Below are 23,071 nucleotides of genomic sequence, written 5' to 3'. Positions count from 1 at the left end.
ACGTTAGCTGCAAGGCAATGCGTCCACAAGAACACAATTTATCAAGTTGAAAGAAGCTATTACAACATATTTAAATTCGGTTAAGTCATTATGTCCCAAGTTGTCTGATGAAGAACTGGATTACTTTAGAAGTGGATTAAGTATTACCGAACTTCAACCAAAACATTTTTACATTCACGCAAATGCCCTCCAACAAGAAATTGGGTTTGTGTATCAAGGTTTGCTTCGAGCATTTTATGTAGATGAAAAGGGAAATGAAATTACGGTCAATTTTGTAAGAGAGAACCGCTATGCCGCACATTATACCGCATTTATCTCCCGAACGCCAAGCAAGTATTACTTCCAGTGTATTGAACCTACCATTCTTGTTAATATTTCCTACGACCATATTCAAGCCGGTTACGAAAAATACCCAAATATTGAGCGCTATGGTCGTTTGGTAGCGGAAGCCGTTTTAAAGTTCCAGCAAAAGCGCATTGAAAGTTTTCTATTTGAAACGGCCGAACAACGCTACCTTGATTTCATTCAAGAAAATCCAGATCTTTTCAATCGTGTTTCTTTATCGCACCTAGCTTCTTTTTTGGGAATGGAACGCCAAACACTCACGCGTATTCGACAAAAGTTGGCGAAAGGTTGATTTTGTGATTTTGACACATTTGTGTCAGGTTAAACTTTCTTGTCCTAATTAGTTTTGTGCTGTTCATTGTCATCGTGAACTTCAAAATTAATTCGACAAGCATGAAAGAAATCGCTTTAATAACAGGAGCTTCCTCCGGAATAGGATATGAAATGGCCAAACTATTTGCAGCGGACAAAACAGACTTGCTCATTGTGGCAAGAGACGAAAAAAAGCTTCTAGAAATTAAATAAGAATTCCAAGAGCAATTTAGGGTGAATGTATTTACTGTTGCGACAGACAGATTTATCCTCCGATATTGGTATACGTGATATCCATGATGTTGTAAAATCAAATATCATTTTGACACATTTGTGTCATATTAAAATAGTGTTGGAACAATACCTTTACAAATAAAAATTTATTTCATTTAAAAAAGATGATCTAAACTTAAAAAATTCATATGAAATGTATTCAAAAGAATTTCAGGAAATAATCAATTTTAGAAGATCCAATAGATCGTTTGACCAGGCAATTGAAGTGCCTGATGATGTAATGCGAAAAAGTCTGGAACGCGCAGTACTCTCTCCAAATAGCAGTAACATGCAATTATGGGAATTTCATTGGATAAAATCAAAACCCGAATTAGAAAAATATGTCCCATTATGCCTTAATCAACGTGCGGCAAAAACAGCGCAACACTTGGTTGTATTTGTTACAAGAAGAGATAAGTGGCGCGAAAGGGCAAAATGGAACTTAGAAAAAATAAAATCTACCATTGGTGGTGAACCGAACATACTGCAAAAAAGCGCTATAAATTACTACAGAAAATTAATACCACTCGTTTACGCAAACGATCCGTTCGGATTTATGACCTTAATTAGGAAAAGTATTAGTTTTTTTATGGGGTTAAGAAAGCCTTTCTATAGAACTGGAGGTCTATCTAGACAGCGCATAGTAGTACATAAATCCTGTGCACTTGTTGCTCAAACCTTTATGTTATCAGTTGCAGCGGAAGGATTTCATACTTGCCCGATGGAAGGTTTTGATAAAAATCGAGTGAAGCGAGCTTTAAATCTCCCGAGAAAAGCAGAAATAAATATGATTATTGCCGTTGGTAAAGGTACCGAAGAAGGAGTTTGGGGGCCTAGATTCAGGGTTCCGAATGAAGAAGTTATTTTTGAACATTAATTAATTCCCATGAACCCTCCTTCTGAAAATATCAATCAAATCGCCAACTTCATTTTGATTAAAAACGTTAGTGGCAATAGAAGACTTCAGCCACCGAAATGACAAGAAAAAGATAAGCGATAAATAAAAAAAATATGGCAACATTCAAACAAAAAATATTACGATTTCTTTATCCGCTAATTAGAAAAGCATCTAAAAGTGGTAAAAACGGGACCGTTATAAGCAATGAAAATAATGCTTCATCGATAGTTTCTTTCTACCAACAAAAAGCAATATTGAATAATGGAAATCCAATTGACTTTTCCGTCTATTCGGGCAAGAAAGTTTTGATTGTAAATACCGCTTCAAATTGTGGTTATACTGGGCAGTATGCAGAATTACAAAAGCTGCACGAAAAGTTAGGTGACAAATTAGCTATAATTGCATTTCCTGCCAATGATTTTGCGGAACAAGAAAAAAGTAGTGACAACGAAATTTCCCAATTCTGCCAAATAAACTATGGCGTAACATTTCCGATAGCAAAAAAAGGAGTTGTAGTAAAAAGCAAGGAACAGCAACCTATATTTAAATGGCTTACGGACAGCAGGGCAAATGGTTGGAACAGTCACCAACCTGATTGGAATTTTAGCAAGTATGTGATTGACGAGAAAGGGAATCTCACAAACTATTTCGGACCCTCAATTTCTCCTTTGGACAGCGAATTTTTGAAAGCAGTTGAATAGTTGCAGGAAATCTCAGTCACTAACTCTTGGTTCAAGGGTGGAAAACCTATTACGTCCCGAGCGGAGAATTTTACAACGTTAAATTTCGTGCTTCCTTGTTTGTGAATTTTGGATCTTACTGAGATTGATGTGTAACTCAAAACCATTTTGGCACATTTGTGTCAGGTAGAACTCCCTCAACCTCGATAATTTTGTGTGGTTATCAAATTGAACATCAACAATTAATTGAAAGACATGAAAGAAATCGCATTAATAACAGGAGCTTCATCTGGAATAGGATACGAAATAGCCAAACTATTTGCAGCAGACAAAACAGATTTGCTCATAGTGGCAAGAAGCGAAAATAAACTTCTGGAAATTAAAAAAGAATTCGAAGAAAAATTCAAGGTAGATGTATTTATTGTTGCGGCTGATTTATCCTCCCAAGAAGGAATACAAACTGTTTATGAAGTGGTTCATTCAAACAACTTAATCGTAAATTATGTAGTAAACAATGCCGGTTTTGGAGACTATGGCTCCTTCATCGATAGAAGCATGGAGAAATACAAAGAAATGATTCAATTGAATATTGTAAGTCTCACAGAATTAAGCTATCACTTCGGAAAAGAAATGGTCAAGCGTGGAAAAGGCAGAATTTTAAATGTTGCTTCCATGGCGGGACTTCAACCAGATCCGAACTTTGCTGTTTATGGCGCAACCAAAGCGTATGTTATCAGTGTATCAGAGGCCATTCATAAAGAATTTGAAAAAACAGGTGTTACCGTAACTGTTTTATCTCCTGGGGCCACCGCATCGAATTTTATGGATCGTGCGGATATGAATAACGCCAAATTATACGCAAGTGGAGTTATGACCTCATTGGATGTTGCGCGAGAAGGTTACAATGGCATGATGAAAGGAAAACTCCATGTGATTCCAGGTTTTAAAAATAAAATACTAGGATTTTTCTCGGGCATTATGCCTCCAGGGAAATTGAGATTAAGTGTTGCCGCTAAAATTATGGCAGAGAAATAACTATAGAAGATAAAATCAAACTTATACTAAACAAATGAAAGTAACCATCTTCGGTGCTACGGGCTTTTCAGGTCAAGGTATTTTAGCAGAAGCCCTCAAACAAGGACATGAAATAACCATTCTGGTGCGTGATGCATCCAAAGTTTCCATCAAACACAAAAATCTAACAATTGTCGAAGGAAATGTGCTCGATCCTCAAACAGTTGCTTCCGTTTTGAACCATCAAGAAGCGGTCATCCAATGCCTGGGAGTTGGTGGCAAAGGCGACGGCAAACCAACCACCTTTATTTCAGATGCTACGAAAATCATTGTTGATGAAATGCAAAAGCAGAACATCAAACGCCTTATTGTCATGAGTAATGTGGGAGCAGGAAACAGCATTGCTTTTCAACCCTGGTTTTTTACCAAAATCATTCTTCCTTATTTCATGAAATGGCTGAAAGTCATCATCGAAGATAAAAATCGAATGGAACCCATCATCATGAACAGCAACCTCGATTGGACGATTGTTCGTTGTCCTAATATCGTTGACAAACCAGCGAAAGGAACATGCAACGCTACCCTCGATGGCAAAGGGCTCAAACTGTCTATCACTCTAACTGATTTATCCAAATTTATGGTTGACCAGTTGCAACAAACAGCGTTCATTAAGCAAGCGCCATCCGTAAGTAATTAATTAAGATGGAAATGAATAAACGTTTAACAGAATAAAATGATTCACACAAATCTTGGTAAAATTGCCGTCTATCCGAAATTGGCTGATTCAGATAAAACACCAATCATTTTTCTTCACGGCGTGTATTTTGACCACCACCTGTGGGATGAGGTAATCGATTCTATTCAAGACCGAACGACTTATTCCGTTGACATGCCATTTCATGGTTTGAGTAAGGAAATCACCAAAAACGACTGGTCACTGAATGATTGTACCGAAATGCTTCTTGAAATTCTGGATAGTTTGAAGATTACCCAAGTTATTGCTGTCGGGCACTCGTGGGGCAGTATGACCATTCTTCGAGCAGCATCCAAGCAACCAGAGCGATTTGAGAGTGTTTTGCTTTGTAATATGCCCTTTCTTGCTGCCACAAAAAAACAAAAGATCACGTTCGGACTTCAGCATTCCATGTTGATATTCAGAAATTTTTACACGAAACAAGCCGCCAAAGCATTGTTTGGAAAAACATCGCTAAAAGAAAATCCTTCTCTAGTCGATCAACTAAAACGACCAATGAATTTGTTATCAAACGCTCAGATTAAACACACGGACAAAGCGGTAATTGCAGATGCCGAAGATGCGAGCGAATTGATTACAAATTTAAAGGTCAGAGCGCTTGCTCTCAAAGGAATTGAAGATTATGTGCCTGCACCTCCAAGCATTGAAACGATAATTATTAAAGGTGGTCATATTAGTCCTTTGGAACAACCTCATGAAATTTTAAGTCTCGTGCGGAAACTATCCAATTAAAGCTCAGCAGCTAACAGCGGTTTTGCGTCAGGCGGGTTTCGTGCTTCGTCTGACGCTTTTTCGTATATTTGAGTTAGGTTCTTCGTATCCAGTGCAGTGGTAAAAAAACGCCCGAACGCAAAGCCGCAAACCGTTATGCTCCATGCCCTCCGACACGCCTATTCCAAGCGGACAAAGTAACATTAGCAACCCATTCTGTATTGTGCCTTAAAGTAGCGTTTACTATTTCGCACCTGCAATCTTTGTTGGTGCATTTAGCAACTGCCTTTCTACCCTTTGGTGAAGCATTATTGCCAATAAAATAAAGTTCGCCATCCGCACCGCAAAATGGGCACGGGAGCATAACATCGGCTAAAAAAACATTGCCGTTATGGTCTGTATATTCAATTTTCTGCATCTTATTAAGTTTCATATTGTTTGACAATTTTCGTTTATAAATCGGCAACGTCTTTTAGCCGCAAAACGTTGTGTGTAATGCTACGACATACTGCAACTAACAATTTTTTACTAATGACTAAATAAAAAAATAAAGAATAATATTTTATAATTGATATATCAACTATATTTGTATCAAATATTAAATCATAATGGAAAAATTAAGTAATATTATTTTTTACACCTTGGAAAAGTCTATCAAGACTTATCGTCAATTTGCTCAAAGGAATATTTCAGCCGCAGGCTTTACCATAACAATTGACCAGTGGCTTGTCCTTAAAACAATTCAAGAGGACTCATCCATAAGCCAACAACAATTAGCTTTAAAGGTTTTTAAAGACTTTGCTTCTATAACGAGAATTATAGAATTATTGGTTAAAAACGGCTACTTAATTCGCAACTTTCATAAAGAAGATAGGAGAAGATTTGAATTAACTCTTTCAAAAGAAGGTGTTACAATTATTAAATCTCTTGAACCTGTAATTAATAAAAATAGAACCAAAGCTTTGTACGGGTTATCTGTTGAAGATATTGAAAATTTGCAAACATCGCTTAACAAAATTATATCAAATTTAAATAACAAATAAGATGAAAAATATTACCTGTCTTGTATTAGCTTTTTTGCTAAACTACAATTTTATGATGGCACAAAGTCCAACAAATAAACTCAACTTTCAAGAAAAAAACACAGTTATTAATACGTTTTGTAAATTACTAAATGAAAACTATGTCTATCCAGATAAGGCAATTAATATTTGTGAGGCATTGATGTCAAATAATCAAAATGGAAAATATGATAGTCTTGTCAATCCTAATAGTTTAGCTCAGGAACTAAATAAAGACATTCGTTCACTTTATATTGATAAGCATTTACTGATAGACTATAACCCTGAACTTGAAAAAGATATAAACATATTTAATGCTTCAAAAACAGGTAAAACAAAAATCCTTAATCAGGATGATTCAGAAGATAGAAAAAAGAATTATTTTTTTAAAAAATTAGAGATCTTGCCTTCGAATATTGGATACATGGAATTTACAAATTTCTCAAAACTATCTACTTCAGTTAGTAAAACCATTCATGCATCTATGCAATTCCTATCAAATACTGATGCTTTAATAATTGATTTAAGAAATAACAGAGGAGGTAATGGAGAAACAGCAGGCGAAATATTAAGCTACTTTTTTGAAGGAAAACAAAAAACAGGAAAAACATTTAACAGGATGACTAATAAATGGACTGATAATTTTGTTGAAAATAAAAAAACTATTACTGGTGGTCTTTTAATGAAAATGCCAATATATATTCTAACAAGCGACCAAACCTATTTAGCAGCTGAGTCATTTGCTTATATCTTGCAAACAATTAAAAACGCAACCGTAATTGGTGATAGAACAAGAGGTGGAGCTCATATAGCAAGAAGTTTTAGTATTGGCAATGGTTTTGTTTGTTTTATACCTTATGCAAGATCAGAAAATATAATTACAAAAACTGATTGGGAGGTAAAGGGCGTAATACCAAAATTAAAAGTTGAAGATGACAAATGTTTATCCATTGCTAAAGAAGTTATTTTAGAGGCAAAACTTAAAAGTGCAAAAAATGAAAGTGAGAGAAATCAAATCCAGTATTTGGTTAATTATTATAAATCAAAAAATGTGAAGTTTGCGATTGATTCAGCGATTATTCAAAAGTTTGTAGGCAAGTACGAATACTTTGAAGTGACTGTAAGCAACAATCAATTATATTTTATGGATACAAAAAACTTTAAAAAAGCTGTTGATATGATTCCAATTTCAAATACACTCTTTCAAATAGGTTATGATTATCAGGTAGAGTTTATTATTAGTAAAAATAGCGGAGATTGCACGGGAATGAAAATGTTTTGGGACGATGGTTATGAAGAAATCATTTCAAAAAGTAACAAATAAATTCGCTGCTCGTCTAATAGTATAAATCGAAATCGAATAATGACATATTCTATACAAATAAATAGTCTTACTCATCATTTTGAGAATCAGCAAAAGGTACTTAACAATATCAATATCGCCGTGCCACAAGGAAGTATATACGGTTTCTTAGGACCAAATGGTGCTGGAAAAACGACCTCACTGCGGTTGATGCTGGGCTTATTACAAAAACAAAAAGGTAAAATTGAAATCTTAGGAAAGACATTTGAAAAGAACAGAATTGAAATACTCAAACAAACGGGTTCACTTATCGAATATCCTTCTATCTATGGACAGCTTACAGCATATCAAAATGTATTGGTCTGGCAAAAAATTTATCAGTGTAGCAAAAGCAGAATAGATGAAGTATTGCACATTGTAGGTTTATCGGAGACAGGTAATAAAAAAGCAAGTAATTTTTCTTTGGGTATGAAACAACGGTTGGGTTTGGCAATCGCTTTACTCAATAATCCGAGTTTGTTAATTTTAGACGAACCTACCAATGGACTTGACCCTAATGGTATCATTGAGATTAGAGAATTACTTATTAATCTAAATAAAGAGCAAGGCATCACGATTGTAATTTCCAGCCATCTTTTGAGTGAAATTGAGAAATTGGTAACACATATTGGGCTTATTCATAAAGGGAATGTGCTGTTTGAAGGTACATTAAATGAATTGCTTGAAACACAAAAAAAAGCGAGTTTTGTAATTGCAAATACTTCCAATAATACCAAAGCCATTGAACTATTACAATCCATGTGTAAACCCATTTTGCAAAATGCTAAAATACAAATGAATGTGCGTACAGATGAAGAAATTAGTAAAATAGTACAAGCATTGGTCATGCAAAACATTGATGTGTACGAAATTTATAGAAGCAATGCAGATTTGGAAAGTATTTTTATGAATTATATCAATTAAGCAAAAATGAACTTCATACATAGCCTGCAAAGTGAGTGGATAAAAACGAAAAATAGTGCTGTAATGTGGCTTACTATTGGAGGTGCACTGTTTGTGCCTGTTTTAATAACCATTGGTAGAATATTAAAACGAAATGACACTTTACTTGTCAATTCATCGGAAGGAGTTTGGTTGAAATTGTTCAACCAAAATTGGCAATTTATGTCAGTATTTCTTTTGCCAATGGGGATTATTTTAGTAAGTAGTTTACTTACTCAAATTGAATTTAGAAACAACACTTGGAAGCAATTATTCACGACCCCTCAAAAACTATCCACTATTTTCTGGGCAAAATATGCAATCGTTTTTATTGTACTTATTCAGTTTTTCATCCTTTTTAATATAGGTATATATCTTTCTGGTGTTATACCTGCTTTAATTTATAGTGATGTTCCCTATCCATCTGGTAGTTTTCCTTTCAAAGAATATTTGATTGGCAATGCTTATTATTTTTTATACTGCTTGCCTATCGTTGCCTTGCAATATTTGATGAGTTTACACATCAAAAACTTTATTGTACCAGTAGGCGTAGGTTTGGTTTTGGTAGTTACTTCGCTAATTGCAGTAAACAATCAATATGGTTATATAGTGCCTTATATCTATGGTGGAATGAAGTTTTTAATTGCTGATAATAGGATAGATGAAACAATTAATATTTCCTATTGGGCGTTTGGTTATTTCATGTATTTTAGTTTTGCAAACTTTCTTATTTTCATTTGCGAAACCCAAACCAAGTCCTCAAAATATTTCAAATTAAAGCCGTTGCTTTTTACCTTACTTTCAGCATTAATTTTTGGAGTATTTTTTATAACTTATCTTCATTCTTTCAGTAGTAAAAAAACAATTACAGACCATAGTCAAAAGGAAATTGAAGAAAATATTAGATTGGTTGAAAATAATTTGGGTGCATTTAACCTCGACAACAATACAGATTGGACATTGGAAGAAAGAATGAAATTCTACAAGGTAAAAGGACTAAGTATAGCGGTTATTCACAATTTTAAAATAGAATGGGCAAAAGGTTACGGTTTTGCTAATGAAGCAGAAAAAATACCAGTAACAACAAACACATTATTTGAACCAGGTTCTTTAAGTAAATCAGTAAATGCTTTGGCATTGATGCAAATGGTACAAGACAAAAGGATAGACCTCTTTACCGACATTAACCAATATTTGCACACTTGGAAATTTCCTTATGATAGTATTTCAAAAGGAAAAAAAATTACTTTGGCTAACTTGTTAAGCCACACGGCAGGTCTAAGTGTGCATGGTTTTGGTGGCTATAAGGAAGGTGATAGTTTGCCTACAATATTGCAAATTTTGAATGGTACAAAACCTGCCAATTCAAAAGCAGTACGCTCTATTTTTGAACCCAATAAAAAAATGAAGTATTCAGGTGGAGGAACTATGATAAGTCAACTATTGTTAATGGATGTTTCTAAAAAAACCTATGACAAGTATTTGGCTGAACATATTTTGCAACCCCTCCAAATGACCAACAGTTTTTATACACAACCTATTCCTGAAATAAAAAAACCTTTTGCTGCTGTCGGTTATGATAGCTTGGGAATTGCTCTACCATACAAATACCCAATAATGGTAGAGCAAGCAGCCGCAGGGCTTTGGACAACGCCATCTGATATTTGTAAGTTTATGATTGAGTTACAACAATCTTTAAAAGGCAAATCCAATAAAATTTTAACAAAAGAAAATACTGAATTAATGCTTACTCCATACATTGATGAAAGAACAGCTTTTGGCTTTTTTGTTGATGATTTTAAAGGTCATAAATACTTTAGCCATGAAGCTGGCAATTGGGGTTTTAGTGGTGCATTTTATGGCAGTATGGAAGAAGGCAATGGTGTAGCTATTTTTATTAATTCTGAAAATGACGAAATACTTAGAGAAATTGGCAACTCAGTTATTAATGTTTACAACTGGAAAGGCTTTGATAAGAAGGAAAAAATTAAAGTTATGTCAGTGGAAGATAGTGTTATGAGAAAATATATAGGAATTTATGAAGCTAAAGCGGAAAACAGAAAAGTTGAAATATTATTTGATAATGGTGCTTTGTATTATAAGACTAACAAACAAAAAATAAAAATGTATTTTACCAGCAAAACAGCATTTATAAATATGGAAAGCCCAACTTTAAAATCGTTTGAGTTTGATAAAAATAAATTGGTAAAAGGGCTAAAAATTAAATACAAAGACAAGGAATTTATTTTAGGCAAGAGAGGCTAAAAAGCACTACACACAACAAGGGTTTTGCGTCAGGCGGGCTGAAGTGCAAAATTCAACAGCAGTTTTTCAATCAAACTTTAGTAATAATATCAGCTTTTGTGCTTCGATTTCCCGCCCGAACGCAAAGCCCCAAAACGTTAGCCTCCACCATAAATAAAAAATGAAAGAAGAAAAATTAAATTCTATAGAAGGGATAAAAGACTTAATAGCCTCTGGTGATACTGATCAGGCATTATCGGATTTGCTACGCTTTTTTTATAATGAGGCAATTTTTCCTGAAAGACTTAGCGAGGAAGCATATCTACTATCACATCAATACCATTACTTTTTAAGAAGAACAAGACTTGGACTTGTTGAGGATACTTCTGAAATGAATAAAGTTAACAGTAAGCTTTTATATCTTATTGATGAAATAAAATACTTCTATGAAAATGATAATTCCGATAGGTTATCTAATAGAATATCGGAATTAAGAAGGCGGCAATTTTTAGCGGAATCATTACATGAACTAAAAGTTATAGTGTATGAGGCAAGGAGGTTACTTATCGTATACCCAGATAGGTATGAATTAATTAGACTAATTGAAGAAATTGAAAGAGCAATTAATTATGAAAAGATAAGAGATAAAACCTCTTATCCAACCATGCCATTACCGAAGGCGACTGAAATTAATTCACCGTTACCGGAGGCGACTAAAATTAATTCACCAATTAATTCACCGTTTTCAAAAAGGAGAGTTTTGTGGTTGTTTTTAGTAATCATCATAATAATAGCGCTTCTTCTCTATTTAATGTTAAAATAAACAAAGAAGAAGGCGCGAAGAAAAAAACTGCTATTCAACTATGCGCTGCAACAGCAAGCCTAACTCATTAGCGCACAGGTGGATAATCAACTGGTTAGACTTAATATAATAAAATGAATAAAGAAGAAAACATAATTGAAGAACTTCGAGAGTTGTTAAAATATGGAGAATATCCTGATCTATCTGATTTGCTTGAAAAATCAAGAAGCAGGTTAGATATCTCTTCCACTTATGGTAATATTCTTTTTGCTCCACTTTCGACATTGGAGATATATTCTCCTCCAAAAGAGACTGCAATTTTAAACAACCTCCCTGATGCTAAAAAACTGATTATTTTAAACTCTGTCCTCCAAATTTATCCAAAAAAGGATAATGAACCAGAAGTTGTAGAGATAATTTATCGTGTTGACAAAGCCCTAAAAAATGAAAATCCCATGAATTGGAATAAGGTAATATTCTTAGCTCACGCATCTGAGGACAAGCCATACGTAAGAAAACTATATAAAATTTTGAAAGACAATGGGTTAGAGCCTTGGCTTGATGAAGAAAACCTCATGCCTGGAGTTCGTTGGGATGATAAAATTAAAGAAGCTATTAAAAACTCTCGATTTTTTATGGCTTGCCTTTCAAATCACAGTGTAAGCAAAAATGGTTACATTCAGAAGGAGCTTAGAATGGCTTTGAATGAACTTGAACAAAAAGCATCGGATGTTATCTATTTTATTCCGGCATTGATAGAAGATGTTAGTTTGCCAGACGTAAACGTTGGAACAATCAATTTAAAAGACTACCAAGCTGTTAAGATATTTAATGAAGATGGGATGGATAGATTAATAAATCATTTAAAGCAACAAGCAAACATTATAGAAGAAGTTAAAAGAAAGGAAAATCCGATTTTTGATAACCTGAGAACAACAATTTCAGAAGGACAAGTCGAAACCGCGTTAAGGTTGCTTAGAGAATATGTTGAAGGGCGAGATGATTACATGATGAATGATGTAATAATGATCTTGTCGAGATATAATAACTTCAAAAAGCAGAATATGATGGGGACAATTTCGCACGAACAGTATTCAATGGAAAATAGTAAAATTGTATATTCAATTCTTGAAATGATAAAGGTATTGGAAGTCAAAGAAAAAAATAAAAAATGAGGCTAACTATCCACTGCCTATCATGCCTCCTAAACGTCAGCACATCGGCAGTGGTAACGTTATAGCCAATAAAAAAAGCAATCCAGGACTATGAAAGAGCAAGAGACAGTAGAAATATCATTTTTGAAAGATGCTGATAATACTATTAAAACAGAGATTCTTACGTTTAGGAAATATTTATCCGAATCATCTAATTTTTTTGATAATGAAACTGAGGCTGGAAGTGAATCTAAAAGAAATGAAGAATCATATAAGAAGTTTTTATATAATTCACAGCTACTTACATATTATGCGTTTTTCGAAGCTTGGTTAAAGGAATTATGTGATTGTCATCACAGACTTGGATTTAACAGGATGACAGTTAAAGATTTAGCGGGTAGAAATTATATTGAAAAAAGTAAATTGTATTTTGAGAAAGTTGCAGACTTTCATCTAGGTGATTTAAGAGAAGAATGGCATAGAATACAAACTCTTCAGCAGATAAGAAATCTTATTGCTCATAATAATTCAAGCATTATTAAAAATTCAGATAACCCGATTAACAAGCAACCCCAATATCAATTAATTTGCAATGAGAAGTCTATTAAACTTGATATGTCAACAGGTGATTTTTTCATAAACGAAAACAGATTCTTGCTAGATGTTTTAGATTTAATTCAATTATATCTATCAAAAATTATTCGTATGATTGACAAACCAAGAGTAGTAGTTAAATCAAGTGAATTACCCTATGATATGGGTAACTGGGGAATAGAAAAAGTTCTAACACTTATAAAATCAACAATAAACGGTGTTGAGCAATTTGAGAATTGTAAAACAAGAACTGATGAATATAGATTTAGTGATACAATTGAAAATGGAATTGGTAATTACAAGTCTATGAATTGGAATTTAACAAAGCTTTTATCTTTATTTTCTGGGGCGAAATGGGATGTTGGCGATTGTGAAATTATTAATAAAAATGGGAAAAAAGGGTTAGCTAAATTAAAAGAGAAATACAATGTTAGAGATATTTTTGAAGATAATTTAGATGAAATTAATATCGATACTTCTTTTGAGGAAGAACCACCTTTTTAAACAATACTGGCTATAACAAAGTGTAGCAGTAATAAGGGTTTTAGAAGGTATTTCAAGCATTCTACCTCGCATTAAGTTTCGTGTAGGTTGATAGTGGAAGCCCGTAATCCCTTACTACTGCTACACTCGACCGTTACCTGTAACCTTAAAAGACGACAGACAAATGAAAGAGATTTTAAAAGAAGTATATCAACACTGCCAGGACATGCAAAAAATGGCTGAGACAAAAAATGCCGGGCTTATTGCGTTTAATGGAGCAATTACTTTGGCGACAATTAAATTGCTAACAGATGGCATTCAGAATTGCTATTTTCAATATTACCTATTCTTTGTGTTGTTCTGCTCATTGATTTCAATATTTCTTAATCTATCTGCTATTAGTGCTCAATTAAAGCATAAAGAACAAGAAATTTCAAATCATAAAAGCCAAAACCTATTGTTCTTTGGAACTGCTGCAAATTATACTCCTGAAGACTACTTAAAACAGTTAAAATCAGAATACAATTTAACAGATGAAATCACAAAATATAATATTGACCAAGCCAGACAAGTTGTAATCAATGCACAAATAGCTCTGCGAAAATTTAAATTGTTTAACTCTGCTTTTAAATGGACGATTGCAGGTATTGCGACACCTTTAAGTGTATTAATCTATCTTATATTCTTTGACAACAACAAATAAATGGGACTAAAAGACGATATAAAAAAAGAGGTTAAAAATATTCTCGACACGAAATTTGATGTAGAGGATGTTAGTTACGTACCGGACATCGAAAATTCAAAACTCATTTATGGTAATAAGGGCTTACAGTTTAAAGGTACGGTTTTATATGTGGACATGAGAGGTTCAACTACAATTCTATCAAAGCATAATCGACCAGTAGTTGCAAAAATCCATATGTCTTATTTTCACGCAATCCTGAAAATTGCAGAAATATACGATGGTGAAGTTAGAAGCTTTAATGGTGACAGTGTTCTTGTATTTTTTGAAGGTAATAGCAAATTGACTCTGAATTTTGCGGTCATGGCTGCAATGACAATGACTTACATTATTTCAAGCAATGAGGGTATTAACAATGAACTGCAGAAATATTCAACTGTTGACTTTGGTATCGGTATTGACTTTGGACACATTCTCTGTACTAAAATTGGTCTCGTTAAAAAGCCTAACAATAAAGACCTCATTTGGATAGGACATGCAGTAAACAAATCAACAGTAATCAGTGACAGCAGAAAAAGCCCGTTTCATGTTGGAATTTCAAGTGTAGTATACTCCAACCTTAATGACAATGTGAAGTATCACACACAGAAAAATTATTGGGGACAAGAAGAAAAAATCAACATGTGGACAAAGGGTTATATAACATATGACGGGAAACAAGAAGAATATTATTATACAAACTACTATTTTACAGTTGACTAAAAAGGCTATAGCTAACACGGGTTTTGCGTCAGGCTGGCTGAGGTGCAAAATTGAAACTGAGTACTCCTATCAAACTTTTGTGCAGGTTGACAGTACAGTACTCCGAAATCGCCAACTGCGGCAACACGCAAACCGTTATGTTTAAATCACAAAAAGAATAAAAACAGTAATATTACCAATCAAATAGAGGCATAAATCACACAATGACAAGTACCACTCAAAGAGCAGCACTACAAAACCAAATCTGGAAAATAGCCAACGATGTACGGGGGGCGGTGGACGGATGGGATTTCAAGCAGTTTGTGCTCGGCACCCTTTTCTATCGCTTTATCAGCGAAAATTTTACCAACTACATTGAGGGCGATGATGAGGATGTCAATTATCCAAGCCTGCCAGACAGCGTCATCACACCGGAAATCAAAGATGATGCGGTCAAGACCAAAGGTTATTTCATCTATCCCAGCCAGTTGTTTGTGAATGTGGCCAAAAATGCGAACACCAACCCCAACCTCAACACGGACTTAAAGGCCATTTTCACCGCCATCGAAAGCTCCGCCAACGGCTACCCCTCGGAAGAAGCCATCAAGGGCCTGTTTGCGGATTTTGATACCACCAGCACCCGCCTCGGCAATACCGTGGAAAACAAAAATACCCGACTGGCAGCGGTACTGAAAGGCGTAGAGGGGCTAAAGTTTGAGAATTTTGAAGACAACGAAATTGACCTCTTCGGGGATGCCTACGAGTTTTTGATTTCCAACTATGCCAAGAATGCAGGGAAATCCGGTGGAGAATTTTTCACGCCGCAGCATGTATCCAAGCTCATTGCACAGTTGGCGATGCACGGTCAAAAAACAATCAACAAAATATACGACCCGGCGGCGGGTTCGGGTTCCTTGTTGCTGCAGGCCAAAAAACACTTTGACAACCATATTATTGAAGAAGGCTTCTTTGGGCAGGAAATCAACCATACGACCTACAACCTGGCCCGCATGAACATGTTTCTGCACAATATCAACTACGACAAGTTCCATATTGCCTTGGGGAATACCCTCCTCCATCCGCAATTGCGGGATGAAAAACCCTTTGACGCCATCGTGTCCAATCCGCCCTACTCCGTCAATTGGATTGGCGACGACGACCCGACCCTCATCAACGACGACCGCTTCGCACCTGCGGGGGTGCTGGCGCCCAAGTCCAAGGCCGATTTTGCGTTTGTGCTGCACGCCCTGAGCTACCTCTCCGGCAAGGGCAGGGCGGCCCTCGTGTGCTTCCCCGGCATCTTCTACCGGGGCGGAGCCGAGCAGAAAATCAGGAAGTACCTCGTGGACAGCAACTACGTGGAGACCGTGATTTCCCTCGCCCCGAACCTGTTCTATGGCACCACCATCGCTGTGAACATCCTCGTGCTGTCCAAGCACAAGACCGATTCCCTCACCCAGTTCATTGATGCCAGCGGTGAAGGTTTCTTCAAGAAAGAGACCAACAATAACGTGCTGACCGAGGCGCATATCCAGCAGATTATGGACATCTTCGACAGCAAAGCGGAGGTCGCCCATATCGCCACCAGCATTGACAACCCCAAAATCGCCGAAAACGACTACAACCTCTCCGTAAGCAGCTATGTGGCAGCCAAGGACAACCGGGAGGTGATTGACATCGCCGTGCTGAACCAGGAAATTGCGGCGACGGTGCGTAAAATTGATGCGCTGCGGGCGGATATTGATAACATCATTCATCAAATGGAAAATGGAAAATGGAGAATGGAAAATTGAAAATGGAGAATGGAGAATTGAAAATGGAGAATGGAGAATTGAAAATGAACAGCGGTGTGCTGCCTTTTATGGATAAATTGTTGGACGGGGCGGCGGTGGAGTGGAAGACGCTGGGGGAGGTAACAAAAATTCAGAGAGGAAGAAGGCTTATAAAAAATCAGTTAGAAGAGACTGGTAAATATGCAGTTTTCCAAAATAGTATGACCCCTCTTGGGTACTACCATGAAAGTAATGTTAAAGCAGATACCGCTTTCGTTATTTGTGGAGGTGCAGCTGGTGAGATTGGTTACAGTAGCATTGATTTTTGGGCTGCGGATGATGTTCATTATCTTTTAACACCAGATAATATTGCAAGCAAGTTTGTTTATTATTTTTTGCTAACACAGCAGCATAAAATAATTAGCCAAGTTCGGAGGGCAAGTGTTCCAAGACTTTCTCAAAAGGTAATTGAAAAACTCCTCATCCCCATCCCGCCCCTCCCTGTCCAAAAAGAAATCGTCCGCATATTAGACCGTTTTACGGAGCTTACAGCAGAGCTTACAGCAGAGCTTACAGCAGAGCTTACAGCCCGTAAAAAGCAGTACGAGTATTATCGAGAGGCGTTGTTACGTTTTGAGGAGGGGGAAGTGGCGTGGAAGACGTTGGGGGAGGTCGGGGAAGTTCGTATGTGTAAGCGGATTTTTAAAGAACAGACAACTGATGAAGGTGAAATACCTTTTTACAAAATAGGTACTTTTGGCAAAGAGCCTAATGCTTATATTTCAAGAGAACTTTTTGAAGAATATAAGTTAAAATACAATTACCCAAAAATAGGCGAGGTACTAATTTCTGCGAGTGGAACAATTGGAAGAGCAGTTATTTTTGACGGGAAAGAAGCTTATTTTCAAGATAGTAACATCGTCTGGATTGAAAACGATGAAAGTGAAGTTTTAAACAAATACCTGTTTTATTTTTACCAAATTGCTAAATGGAATATTGCTGAAGGCGGTACAATACAACGTCTTTACAACGATAATTTGAAGAAAACAAAAATTCCAATTCCATTCCCAAATGACACAGAAAAATCCCTCAAAGAACAAACCCGCATTGTCTCCATTCTCGACAAATTCGACACGCTGACCACGTCCATCAGCGAAGGTTTGCCGAAGGAGATAGCGTTGCGGCAGCAGCAGTATGCGTATTATCGGGAAATGTTGCTCAATTTTGATAAATGGAAAGTGGAAAGTTGAAAATGATGGAAAAGAAAAAAAATATAGTGATGGACAAATCGTATACTTTTGCTTTACGAGCTATAAAACTGTATAGACATTTGACAAGCAACCAAAAAGAATATGTCTTGTCAAAACAAGTTCTAAGGAGCGGCACGAGCATAGGGGCTTTGATAAAGGAAGCGGAACACGCACAATCAAAAGCCGATTTTATCAATAAAATGAATATTGCCTTAAAAGAAGCGAACGAAACGGAATATTGGCTAATGCTTTTACATGATAGTGAATATCTGGATGAAAAAAGCTTCATTTCTATAAGCGCAGACATTTCTGAATTAATAAAACTTTTAGCCAGCATCGTAAAAACCTCAAAACAAAACAGATAACGCAAACAACAACTTTCAACTTTCAACTTTCAACTTTCAATTTTCAATTTTCAATTTTCATGTACAACACCATCGCAGAATCCAACAACTTCATCATACTGGAGCATTACACCAAGCATTCAGTACTGAACGAACCAGCGGTTGTTTTTCAATCAGAAGCATCCCTGGAGCGGGAGTTTGTGCAGGATTTGGTGAACCAGGGCTATGAGCACCTGCCCAACCTGACCACCCCGGCGGCCATGCTGGCCAATGCAAGGGTGCAGCTACAGCAGTTGAACGACATGGCGTTTTCGGATGGGGAATGGGCCCGTTTTGTGGAGGAGTACCTGGACAAGCCCAGCGATAACCTCGTGGACAAGTCCAGGAAAATACATGAAAACCATATCCATGATTTTGTCTTCGACGACGGGCATATCCAAAACATCTACCTGGTGGATAAGCAGCAGATAGCCCGGAACAAGGTGCAGTGCATCACGCAGTTTGAGCAAACGGGCACCCATGCCAATCGGTACGATGTCACCATCCTGGTCAATGGCTTGCCCTTGGTGCAAGTGGAACTAAAAAAGCGGGGCGTGGCCATCCGAGAAGCCTTTAATCAGGTGCACCGTTATTCCAAAGAGAGCTTTAACAGCGACAATTCCCTGTTCAAATACGTGCAGTTGTTCGTGATTTCCAATGGCACGGACAGCCGCTATTTCGCCAACACGACCGAGCGCAATAAGAACAGCTTTGACTTTACCATGAACTGGGCAAGGGCGGACAACAGGCTGATCAAAGATTTGAAGGATTTTACGGCTACTTTTTTTCAGAAAAACACGCTGTTGCAGGTCTTGCTGCATTATTCGGTGTTTGATGTGAGCAATACGCTGCTGGTGATGCGGCCGTACCAGATAGCCGCCACCGAGCGGATTTTATGGAAGATAAAAAGCGCCTACGAAGCGAAAAAATGGAACACCATAGAAGGGGGCGGCTATATCTGGCACACCACGGGTTCGGGCAAGACGCTGACCAGCTTCAAGGCGGCGAGGCTTGCCACACAGTTGGATTTTATTGACAAAGTGTTCTTCGTGGTGGACCGCAAGGATTTGGATTACCAGACCATTAGAGAATACCAACGCTTTTCGCCCGACAGCGTGAACGGGTCGGACAGTACGGCGGGGCTGGTAAGGAACCTAGCCAAGGATGACAATAAAATCATCGTCACGACCATCCAGAAGCTGAACAACCTGATGAAGAGCGAAAATGATTTGCCCATTTATCAGAAGCAGGTCGTTTTCATCTTTGACGAAGCCCACCGCTCGCAGTTTGGCGAAGCGCAGAAAAACCTGAAAAAGAAGTTTAAAAAATACTATCAATTTGGGTTTACGGGCACGCCGATTTTTCCTCAAAATGCCTTGGGCGCAGAGACCACCGCCAGTGTATTTGGCCGGGAGCTGCATTCTTATGTGATTACGGACGCCATTCGGGATGAGAAAGTATTGAAATTCAAGGTGGACTATAATGATGTGCGGCCCAAGTTTAAGAGCATTGAAAATGAACTGGATGAAAAGAAACTTACGGCAGCCGAAAACAAGCAAGCGTTCCTTCACCCCATGCGGATAAAGGAAATATCACAGTACATCCTACAGAATTTCAGGCACAAAACCCACCGGGCGCAAGGCGGCAGTAAGGGCTTCAATGCCATGTTTGCCGTGAGCAGTGTGGACGCTGCCAAATGCTATTACGAGGAGCTGAACAAGCTGCAAAAGGACAGCGAAAAGCCGCTAAGGATAGCCACTATCTTTTCTTTCGCTGCCAATGAAGAACAGGATGCCATTGGGGATATAGTGGATGAAACTTTTGAGCCATCGGCCATGGACCAAAGCGCCAAGGAGTTTTTGACGGCAGCCATACAGGATTACAATGCCACATTCGGGAGCAGCTATGGCGTGGATAGCAAGGAGTTTCAAAATTACTACCGAGACCTCGCCAAGCGGGTAAAGAACAAAGAGGTAGATTTATTGATAGTGGTCGGTATGTTTTTGACCGGGTTCGATGCACCTACCATGAATACCCTTTTTGTGGATAAAAACCTGCGGTATCACGGTTTGATGCAGGCCTTCTCCCGCACCAACCGCATCTATGATGCGACCAAGACCTTTGGCAATATTGTCACTTTCAGGAACCTGGAACAGGCTACCATTGATGCCATTACGCTATTTGGCGATAGCAATACCAAAAACGTGGTGCTGGAAAAGAGCTACCAGGAGTATTTGGAAGGCTTTACGGATATTGTCACGGGAAAAGCCCGCAGAGGGTATGTGGAAGTGGTCAATGAGTTGAATGAGAAATTCCCCGACCCGGATGAAATCATCAGGGAGAGCGATAAAAAGGCGTTTGTAAAGCTGTTTGGCGAATACTTGCAGGTAGAGAATATCTTGCAGAACTACGATGAGTTTGCCCATCTGAAAGCACTGCAAAGTATTGATATAAACGACCCCGCAGCGGTGGAAGCATTCAAGGAATCCCACTTCGTGACGGATGAGCAAATCGCCGTGATGCAAGCGATAAAAACCCTGCCTGAACGCACCATACAAGACTACCGCAGCACGTACAACGATATACGGGATTGGTTGCGCCGACAAAAAGATGGCGCAGCGGCAGCAGAATCAACAATTGATTGGGATGATGTGGTATTTGAGGTGGATTTGCTCAAATCGCAGGAAATCAACCTGGATTATATCCTGGAATTGATTTTTGAGCACAATAAGAAAACGAAAGACAAGGCAGGGTTGGTGGAAGAAATGCGCCGCATCATACGAGCAAGTATCGGCAACCGGGCAAAGGAAACGTTGATTGTGGATTATATCAACGAAACCGACCTTGATGCCATTCCCGACAAGGCAAGCGTGATGGAATCCTTCTTTGCTTATGCGCAAGAAAGGCAGAAAAAAGAAGCGACGGAGTTGATTGCGGAAGAAGGCCTGAAAGAAGAAGAGGCGAAGAGATATATTATGACTTCGCTGAAACGCAATTATGCCAGTGAGAACGGGACGGAACTGAATGCACTATTGCCCAAAATGAGTCCTTTGAATCCGCAGTATTTGACCCTAAAACAGCGGGTCTTCCAGCGGATCGCTGCTTTTGTGGAGCGTTATAAGGGGATTGGAGGGGAAGTGTGAATGAATGCCATCACTTACAGGTAGCTTCATATCGTGAAGAATAATAGGTATCTAAACATAACACTATGTATGACGTTAGTGGCAACCGTAAAACAAGACCGCACAATTAGATTGACTTCGTTAAAACATTATTGATATGTTGACAGACATAAATCCAAAATTACCAATGCGAGACAAAATCGCAACAAAAGAATTTTACTTAAACAAATTAAGGTTCAACGAAATTGCCGACTATGGGGACTATTTAATGATAAGAAAAGATAATATTGAAATTCATTTTTTTGAATTCAATGACCTTGATCCAAAAGAAAACTACGGACAAGTTTATATTAGAACGAACGACATTGATAAACTTTACCAAATGCTACTGGACGATAAAATACCAATTCACCCAAATGGAGATTTGGAAACAAAACCTTGGGGACAACGAGAGTTTGCATTACTTGACCCAGACAACAACTTATTAACTTTTGGACAGAGCTTAAAATGAAAACTAAAACTTGCTTGATAAAGAAAAGAACGGCAGCCACTAACACGGGTTTTGCGTCAGGTGGGGTGACTTGCAAACTTGTGGCTTTGTGCTTCTATTCAAGTTCAGTGCCGGTTGACAGTTTTATGCTCCGAAACCCGCCCGAACGCAAAGCACGAAAACGTTAGCACCAATATTAAGAATGACCGAACAGACAACACATATTGACGTAGGACAAAGTAAAATTTTAAACCTTGACGCTGACGACCAAGGAAATTACATTGCGTTTACCGACAACAAAACGGTTGTAACAAACGACCATAATTTAAAAATAGAAATCGACTTACGCTTTCCGATTATTCGCAGACTTGACAACGACACATTTTTCATTGCTAACAGTCGGACAGAGAAAGACAACAACGGTTATATTTTTAAATTCAGCGGACAATTGGTAAAGTCATTTCTAGCTGGTGACGGAATAGAAGATATTATCGTTCAGCAAGACAAAATTGTAATAACTTATTTTGACGAAGGTGTTTTAGGTGATGACGGACCAAACAATGATGGACTTGCTGTCTTTAATTTTTCTGGTGAACAAATTTTCGGATTTAATTCAAGTAAAATTTGGGGTAATATACTTGACTGCTATTGTATTTGTAAGCACGGAACAAATAGAATTTTGTTTTACGCATATACTGACCTAAAAGTATTTGAACTTAATCTTGACACTTTTAAAGTTGAAAGTTTTGAAACACCGAATGACTTTTCAGGAACATCAGCAATTACAAGCACGGCAGACAAAATTATTTTTCATTCAAGCTATGACGACAAAAGAAGTTTTTTCTCTTGGGACAGAAATAAAAAAGAAGTAAAAAGGTTTGGTGACTATTCACCAGGCTTGACAGGAATAAAAAATGGAAAGTTTTTAATTTATGGCGACAGTGGATACACAATTATTGACCCGACAGAATAAAAATACTGGTGCTAACAGGCGTTTGGCAAAAAAGCGGGTTCAGTGCTTA

Annotated in this window: 23 protein-coding genes; 22 read left to right on the top strand and 1 reads right to left on the bottom strand. The window is 37.4% G+C overall.

Annotation, left to right across the window (positions count from 1 at the left end):
- The first annotated feature begins 46 nt into the window (after positions 1-46).
- The 7 genes from JNN12_16210 to JNN12_16180 all read left to right on the top strand — a co-directional run bounded on the left by JNN12_16210 (position 47) and on the right by JNN12_16180 (position 5,008).
- Positions 47-637, top strand: a complete 591-nt coding sequence (locus JNN12_16210) for a Crp/Fnr family transcriptional regulator (GenBank protein ID MBL7979882.1) — start codon at positions 47-49, stop codon at positions 635-637.
- 101 nt (positions 638-738) lie between these two features.
- Entirely contained in the window at positions 739-870 is a 132-nt protein-coding gene (locus JNN12_16205) for an SDR family NAD(P)-dependent oxidoreductase (protein ID MBL7979881.1), read from the top strand.
- 214 nt (positions 871-1,084) lie between these two features.
- The gene (locus JNN12_16200) at positions 1,085-1,807 is read left to right on the top strand and encodes a nitroreductase family protein (GenBank protein ID MBL7979880.1); all 723 of its coding nucleotides are present in this window, start codon (positions 1,085-1,087) and stop codon (positions 1,805-1,807) included.
- 134 nt (positions 1,808-1,941) lie between these two features.
- Complete coding sequence (locus JNN12_16195) at positions 1,942-2,529, top strand: glutathione peroxidase (GenBank protein MBL7979879.1); 588 nt, start codon at positions 1,942-1,944, stop codon at positions 2,527-2,529.
- A gap of 234 nt (positions 2,530-2,763) precedes the next feature.
- The gene (locus JNN12_16190; GenBank protein MBL7979878.1) at positions 2,764-3,543 is read left to right on the top strand and encodes an SDR family oxidoreductase; all 780 of its coding nucleotides are present in this window, start codon (positions 2,764-2,766) and stop codon (positions 3,541-3,543) included.
- A gap of 34 nt (positions 3,544-3,577) precedes the next feature.
- Complete coding sequence (locus JNN12_16185; GenBank protein ID MBL7979877.1) at positions 3,578-4,219, top strand: NAD(P)H-binding protein; 642 nt, start codon at positions 3,578-3,580, stop codon at positions 4,217-4,219.
- Between the two features lie 36 nt (positions 4,220-4,255).
- Positions 4,256-5,008 carry an alpha/beta hydrolase gene (locus tag JNN12_16180; protein ID MBL7979876.1) on the top strand — a complete coding sequence of 251 codons (753 nt, stop codon included), beginning with the start codon at positions 4,256-4,258 and terminating at the stop codon, positions 5,006-5,008.
- A gap of 133 nt (positions 5,009-5,141) precedes the next feature.
- On the opposite strand, the gene JNN12_16175 is transcribed toward JNN12_16180, so the two are convergent.
- Complete coding sequence (locus tag JNN12_16175) at positions 5,142-5,420, bottom strand: Lar family restriction alleviation protein (protein ID MBL7979875.1); 279 nt, start codon at positions 5,418-5,420, stop codon at positions 5,142-5,144.
- Positions 5,421-5,595: 175 nt separating this feature from the next.
- Here JNN12_16175 and JNN12_16170 point away from each other — a divergent pair, with 175 nt between their 5' ends.
- The 15 genes from JNN12_16170 (at position 5,596) to JNN12_16100 (ending at position 23,022) form a co-directional block, all read left to right on the top strand.
- Complete coding sequence (locus JNN12_16170; GenBank protein MBL7979874.1) at positions 5,596-6,030, top strand: MarR family transcriptional regulator; 435 nt, start codon at positions 5,596-5,598, stop codon at positions 6,028-6,030.
- A 1-nt stretch (position 6,031) separates the two neighbouring features.
- On the top strand, positions 6,032-7,372 hold the full coding sequence (locus JNN12_16165) for a S41 family peptidase (GenBank protein ID MBL7979873.1): 1,341 nt from the start codon (positions 6,032-6,034) through the stop codon (positions 7,370-7,372).
- 39 nt (positions 7,373-7,411) lie between these two features.
- Positions 7,412-8,314: an ATP-binding cassette domain-containing protein gene (locus tag JNN12_16160; protein MBL7979872.1), complete on the top strand. Its 903-nt coding sequence runs from the start codon at positions 7,412-7,414 to the stop codon at positions 8,312-8,314.
- Positions 8,315-8,320: 6 nt separating this feature from the next.
- Positions 8,321-10,597, top strand: coding sequence for a serine hydrolase (locus tag JNN12_16155; GenBank protein MBL7979871.1), 2,277 nt, complete (start codon positions 8,321-8,323; stop codon positions 10,595-10,597).
- Between the two features lie 160 nt (positions 10,598-10,757).
- Positions 10,758-11,399 carry a hypothetical protein gene (locus JNN12_16150; protein MBL7979870.1) on the top strand — a complete coding sequence of 214 codons (642 nt, stop codon included), beginning with the start codon at positions 10,758-10,760 and terminating at the stop codon, positions 11,397-11,399.
- A 113-nt stretch (positions 11,400-11,512) separates the two neighbouring features.
- On the top strand, positions 11,513-12,553 hold the full coding sequence (locus JNN12_16145; protein MBL7979869.1) for a toll/interleukin-1 receptor domain-containing protein: 1,041 nt from the start codon (positions 11,513-11,515) through the stop codon (positions 12,551-12,553).
- 90 nt (positions 12,554-12,643) lie between these two features.
- Positions 12,644-13,630, top strand: coding sequence for a hypothetical protein (locus tag JNN12_16140; protein ID MBL7979868.1), 987 nt, complete (start codon positions 12,644-12,646; stop codon positions 13,628-13,630).
- 163 nt (positions 13,631-13,793) lie between these two features.
- Positions 13,794-14,312 carry a hypothetical protein gene (locus tag JNN12_16135; GenBank protein MBL7979867.1) on the top strand — a complete coding sequence of 173 codons (519 nt, stop codon included), beginning with the start codon at positions 13,794-13,796 and terminating at the stop codon, positions 14,310-14,312.
- On the top strand, positions 14,313-15,053 hold the full coding sequence (locus JNN12_16130; GenBank protein MBL7979866.1) for a hypothetical protein: 741 nt from the start codon (positions 14,313-14,315) through the stop codon (positions 15,051-15,053). It abuts the gene before it with no gap.
- Between the two features lie 203 nt (positions 15,054-15,256).
- Positions 15,257-16,825, top strand: a complete 1,569-nt coding sequence (locus tag JNN12_16125; GenBank protein ID MBL7979865.1) for a type I restriction-modification system subunit M — start codon at positions 15,257-15,259, stop codon at positions 16,823-16,825.
- Positions 16,807-18,054 (top strand): restriction endonuclease subunit S, encoded by a 1,248-nt coding sequence (locus JNN12_16120; GenBank protein MBL7979864.1) that lies wholly within the window; start codon positions 16,807-16,809, stop codon positions 18,052-18,054. Before JNN12_16125 ends, JNN12_16120 begins: the two co-directional genes overlap by 19 nt.
- Positions 18,055-18,056: 2 nt before the next feature.
- Complete coding sequence (locus JNN12_16115) at positions 18,057-18,419, top strand: four helix bundle protein (GenBank protein ID MBL7979863.1); 363 nt, start codon at positions 18,057-18,059, stop codon at positions 18,417-18,419.
- Between the two features lie 59 nt (positions 18,420-18,478).
- Positions 18,479-21,580: a type I restriction endonuclease subunit R gene (locus JNN12_16110; protein MBL7979862.1), complete on the top strand. Its 3,102-nt coding sequence runs from the start codon at positions 18,479-18,481 to the stop codon at positions 21,578-21,580.
- A 136-nt stretch (positions 21,581-21,716) separates the two neighbouring features.
- Positions 21,717-22,070, top strand: coding sequence for a VOC family protein (locus JNN12_16105; GenBank protein MBL7979861.1), 354 nt, complete (start codon positions 21,717-21,719; stop codon positions 22,068-22,070).
- Positions 22,071-22,251: 181 nt separating this feature from the next.
- Positions 22,252-23,022, top strand: coding sequence for a hypothetical protein (locus tag JNN12_16100; GenBank protein MBL7979860.1), 771 nt, complete (start codon positions 22,252-22,254; stop codon positions 23,020-23,022).
- Positions 23,023-23,071: the final 49 nt, after the last annotated feature.

The sequence above is a fragment of the Bacteroidetes Order II. bacterium genome (genome assembly GCA_016788705.1).
Classification (GTDB): domain Bacteria; phylum Bacteroidota; class Rhodothermia; order Rhodothermales; family UBA2364; genus UBA2364.
The sequence above is the reverse complement of the archived record's forward strand: the minus strand, read 5'-3'. Positions and strand labels throughout refer to the sequence as shown.

Bases quoted from the DNA above. Each gene is read 5' to 3' on its own strand.
- JNN12_16190 (MBL7979878.1), top strand. From the start codon at position 2,764: ATGAAAGAAATCGCATTAATAACAGGAGCTTCATCTGGAATAGGATAC.
- JNN12_16170 (MBL7979874.1), top strand. From the start codon at position 5,596: ATGGAAAAATTAAGTAATATTATTTTTTACACCTTGGAAAAGTCTATC.
- JNN12_16195 (MBL7979879.1), top strand. From the start codon at position 1,942: ATGGCAACATTCAAACAAAAAATATTACGATTTCTTTATCCGCTAATT.
- JNN12_16165 (MBL7979873.1), top strand. From the start codon at position 6,032: ATGAAAAATATTACCTGTCTTGTATTAGCTTTTTTGCTAAACTACAAT.
- JNN12_16115 (MBL7979863.1), top strand. From the start codon at position 18,057: ATGATGGAAAAGAAAAAAAATATAGTGATGGACAAATCGTATACTTTT.
- JNN12_16155 (MBL7979871.1), top strand. From the start codon at position 8,321: ATGAACTTCATACATAGCCTGCAAAGTGAGTGGATAAAAACGAAAAAT.
- JNN12_16135 (MBL7979867.1), top strand. From the start codon at position 13,794: ATGAAAGAGATTTTAAAAGAAGTATATCAACACTGCCAGGACATGCAA.
- JNN12_16160 (MBL7979872.1), top strand. From the start codon at position 7,412: ATGACATATTCTATACAAATAAATAGTCTTACTCATCATTTTGAGAAT.
- JNN12_16205 (MBL7979881.1), top strand. From the start codon at position 739: ATGAAAGAAATCGCTTTAATAACAGGAGCTTCCTCCGGAATAGGATAT.
- JNN12_16120 (MBL7979864.1), top strand. From the start codon at position 16,807: ATGGAGAATGGAAAATTGAAAATGGAGAATGGAGAATTGAAAATGGAG.
- JNN12_16110 (MBL7979862.1), top strand. From the start codon at position 18,479: ATGTACAACACCATCGCAGAATCCAACAACTTCATCATACTGGAGCAT.
- JNN12_16145 (MBL7979869.1), top strand. From the start codon at position 11,513: ATGAATAAAGAAGAAAACATAATTGAAGAACTTCGAGAGTTGTTAAAA.
- JNN12_16200 (MBL7979880.1), top strand. From the start codon at position 1,085: ATGTATTCAAAAGAATTTCAGGAAATAATCAATTTTAGAAGATCCAAT.
- JNN12_16105 (MBL7979861.1), top strand. From the start codon at position 21,717: ATGTTGACAGACATAAATCCAAAATTACCAATGCGAGACAAAATCGCA.
- JNN12_16175 (MBL7979875.1), bottom strand. From the start codon at position 5,420: ATGAAACTTAATAAGATGCAGAAAATTGAATATACAGACCATAACGGC.
- JNN12_16125 (MBL7979865.1), top strand. From the start codon at position 15,257: ATGACAAGTACCACTCAAAGAGCAGCACTACAAAACCAAATCTGGAAA.
- JNN12_16185 (MBL7979877.1), top strand. From the start codon at position 3,578: ATGAAAGTAACCATCTTCGGTGCTACGGGCTTTTCAGGTCAAGGTATT.
- JNN12_16140 (MBL7979868.1), top strand. From the start codon at position 12,644: ATGAAAGAGCAAGAGACAGTAGAAATATCATTTTTGAAAGATGCTGAT.
- JNN12_16100 (MBL7979860.1), top strand. From the start codon at position 22,252: ATGACCGAACAGACAACACATATTGACGTAGGACAAAGTAAAATTTTA.
- JNN12_16180 (MBL7979876.1), top strand. From the start codon at position 4,256: ATGATTCACACAAATCTTGGTAAAATTGCCGTCTATCCGAAATTGGCT.
- JNN12_16150 (MBL7979870.1), top strand. From the start codon at position 10,758: ATGAAAGAAGAAAAATTAAATTCTATAGAAGGGATAAAAGACTTAATA.
- JNN12_16130 (MBL7979866.1), top strand. From the start codon at position 14,313: ATGGGACTAAAAGACGATATAAAAAAAGAGGTTAAAAATATTCTCGAC.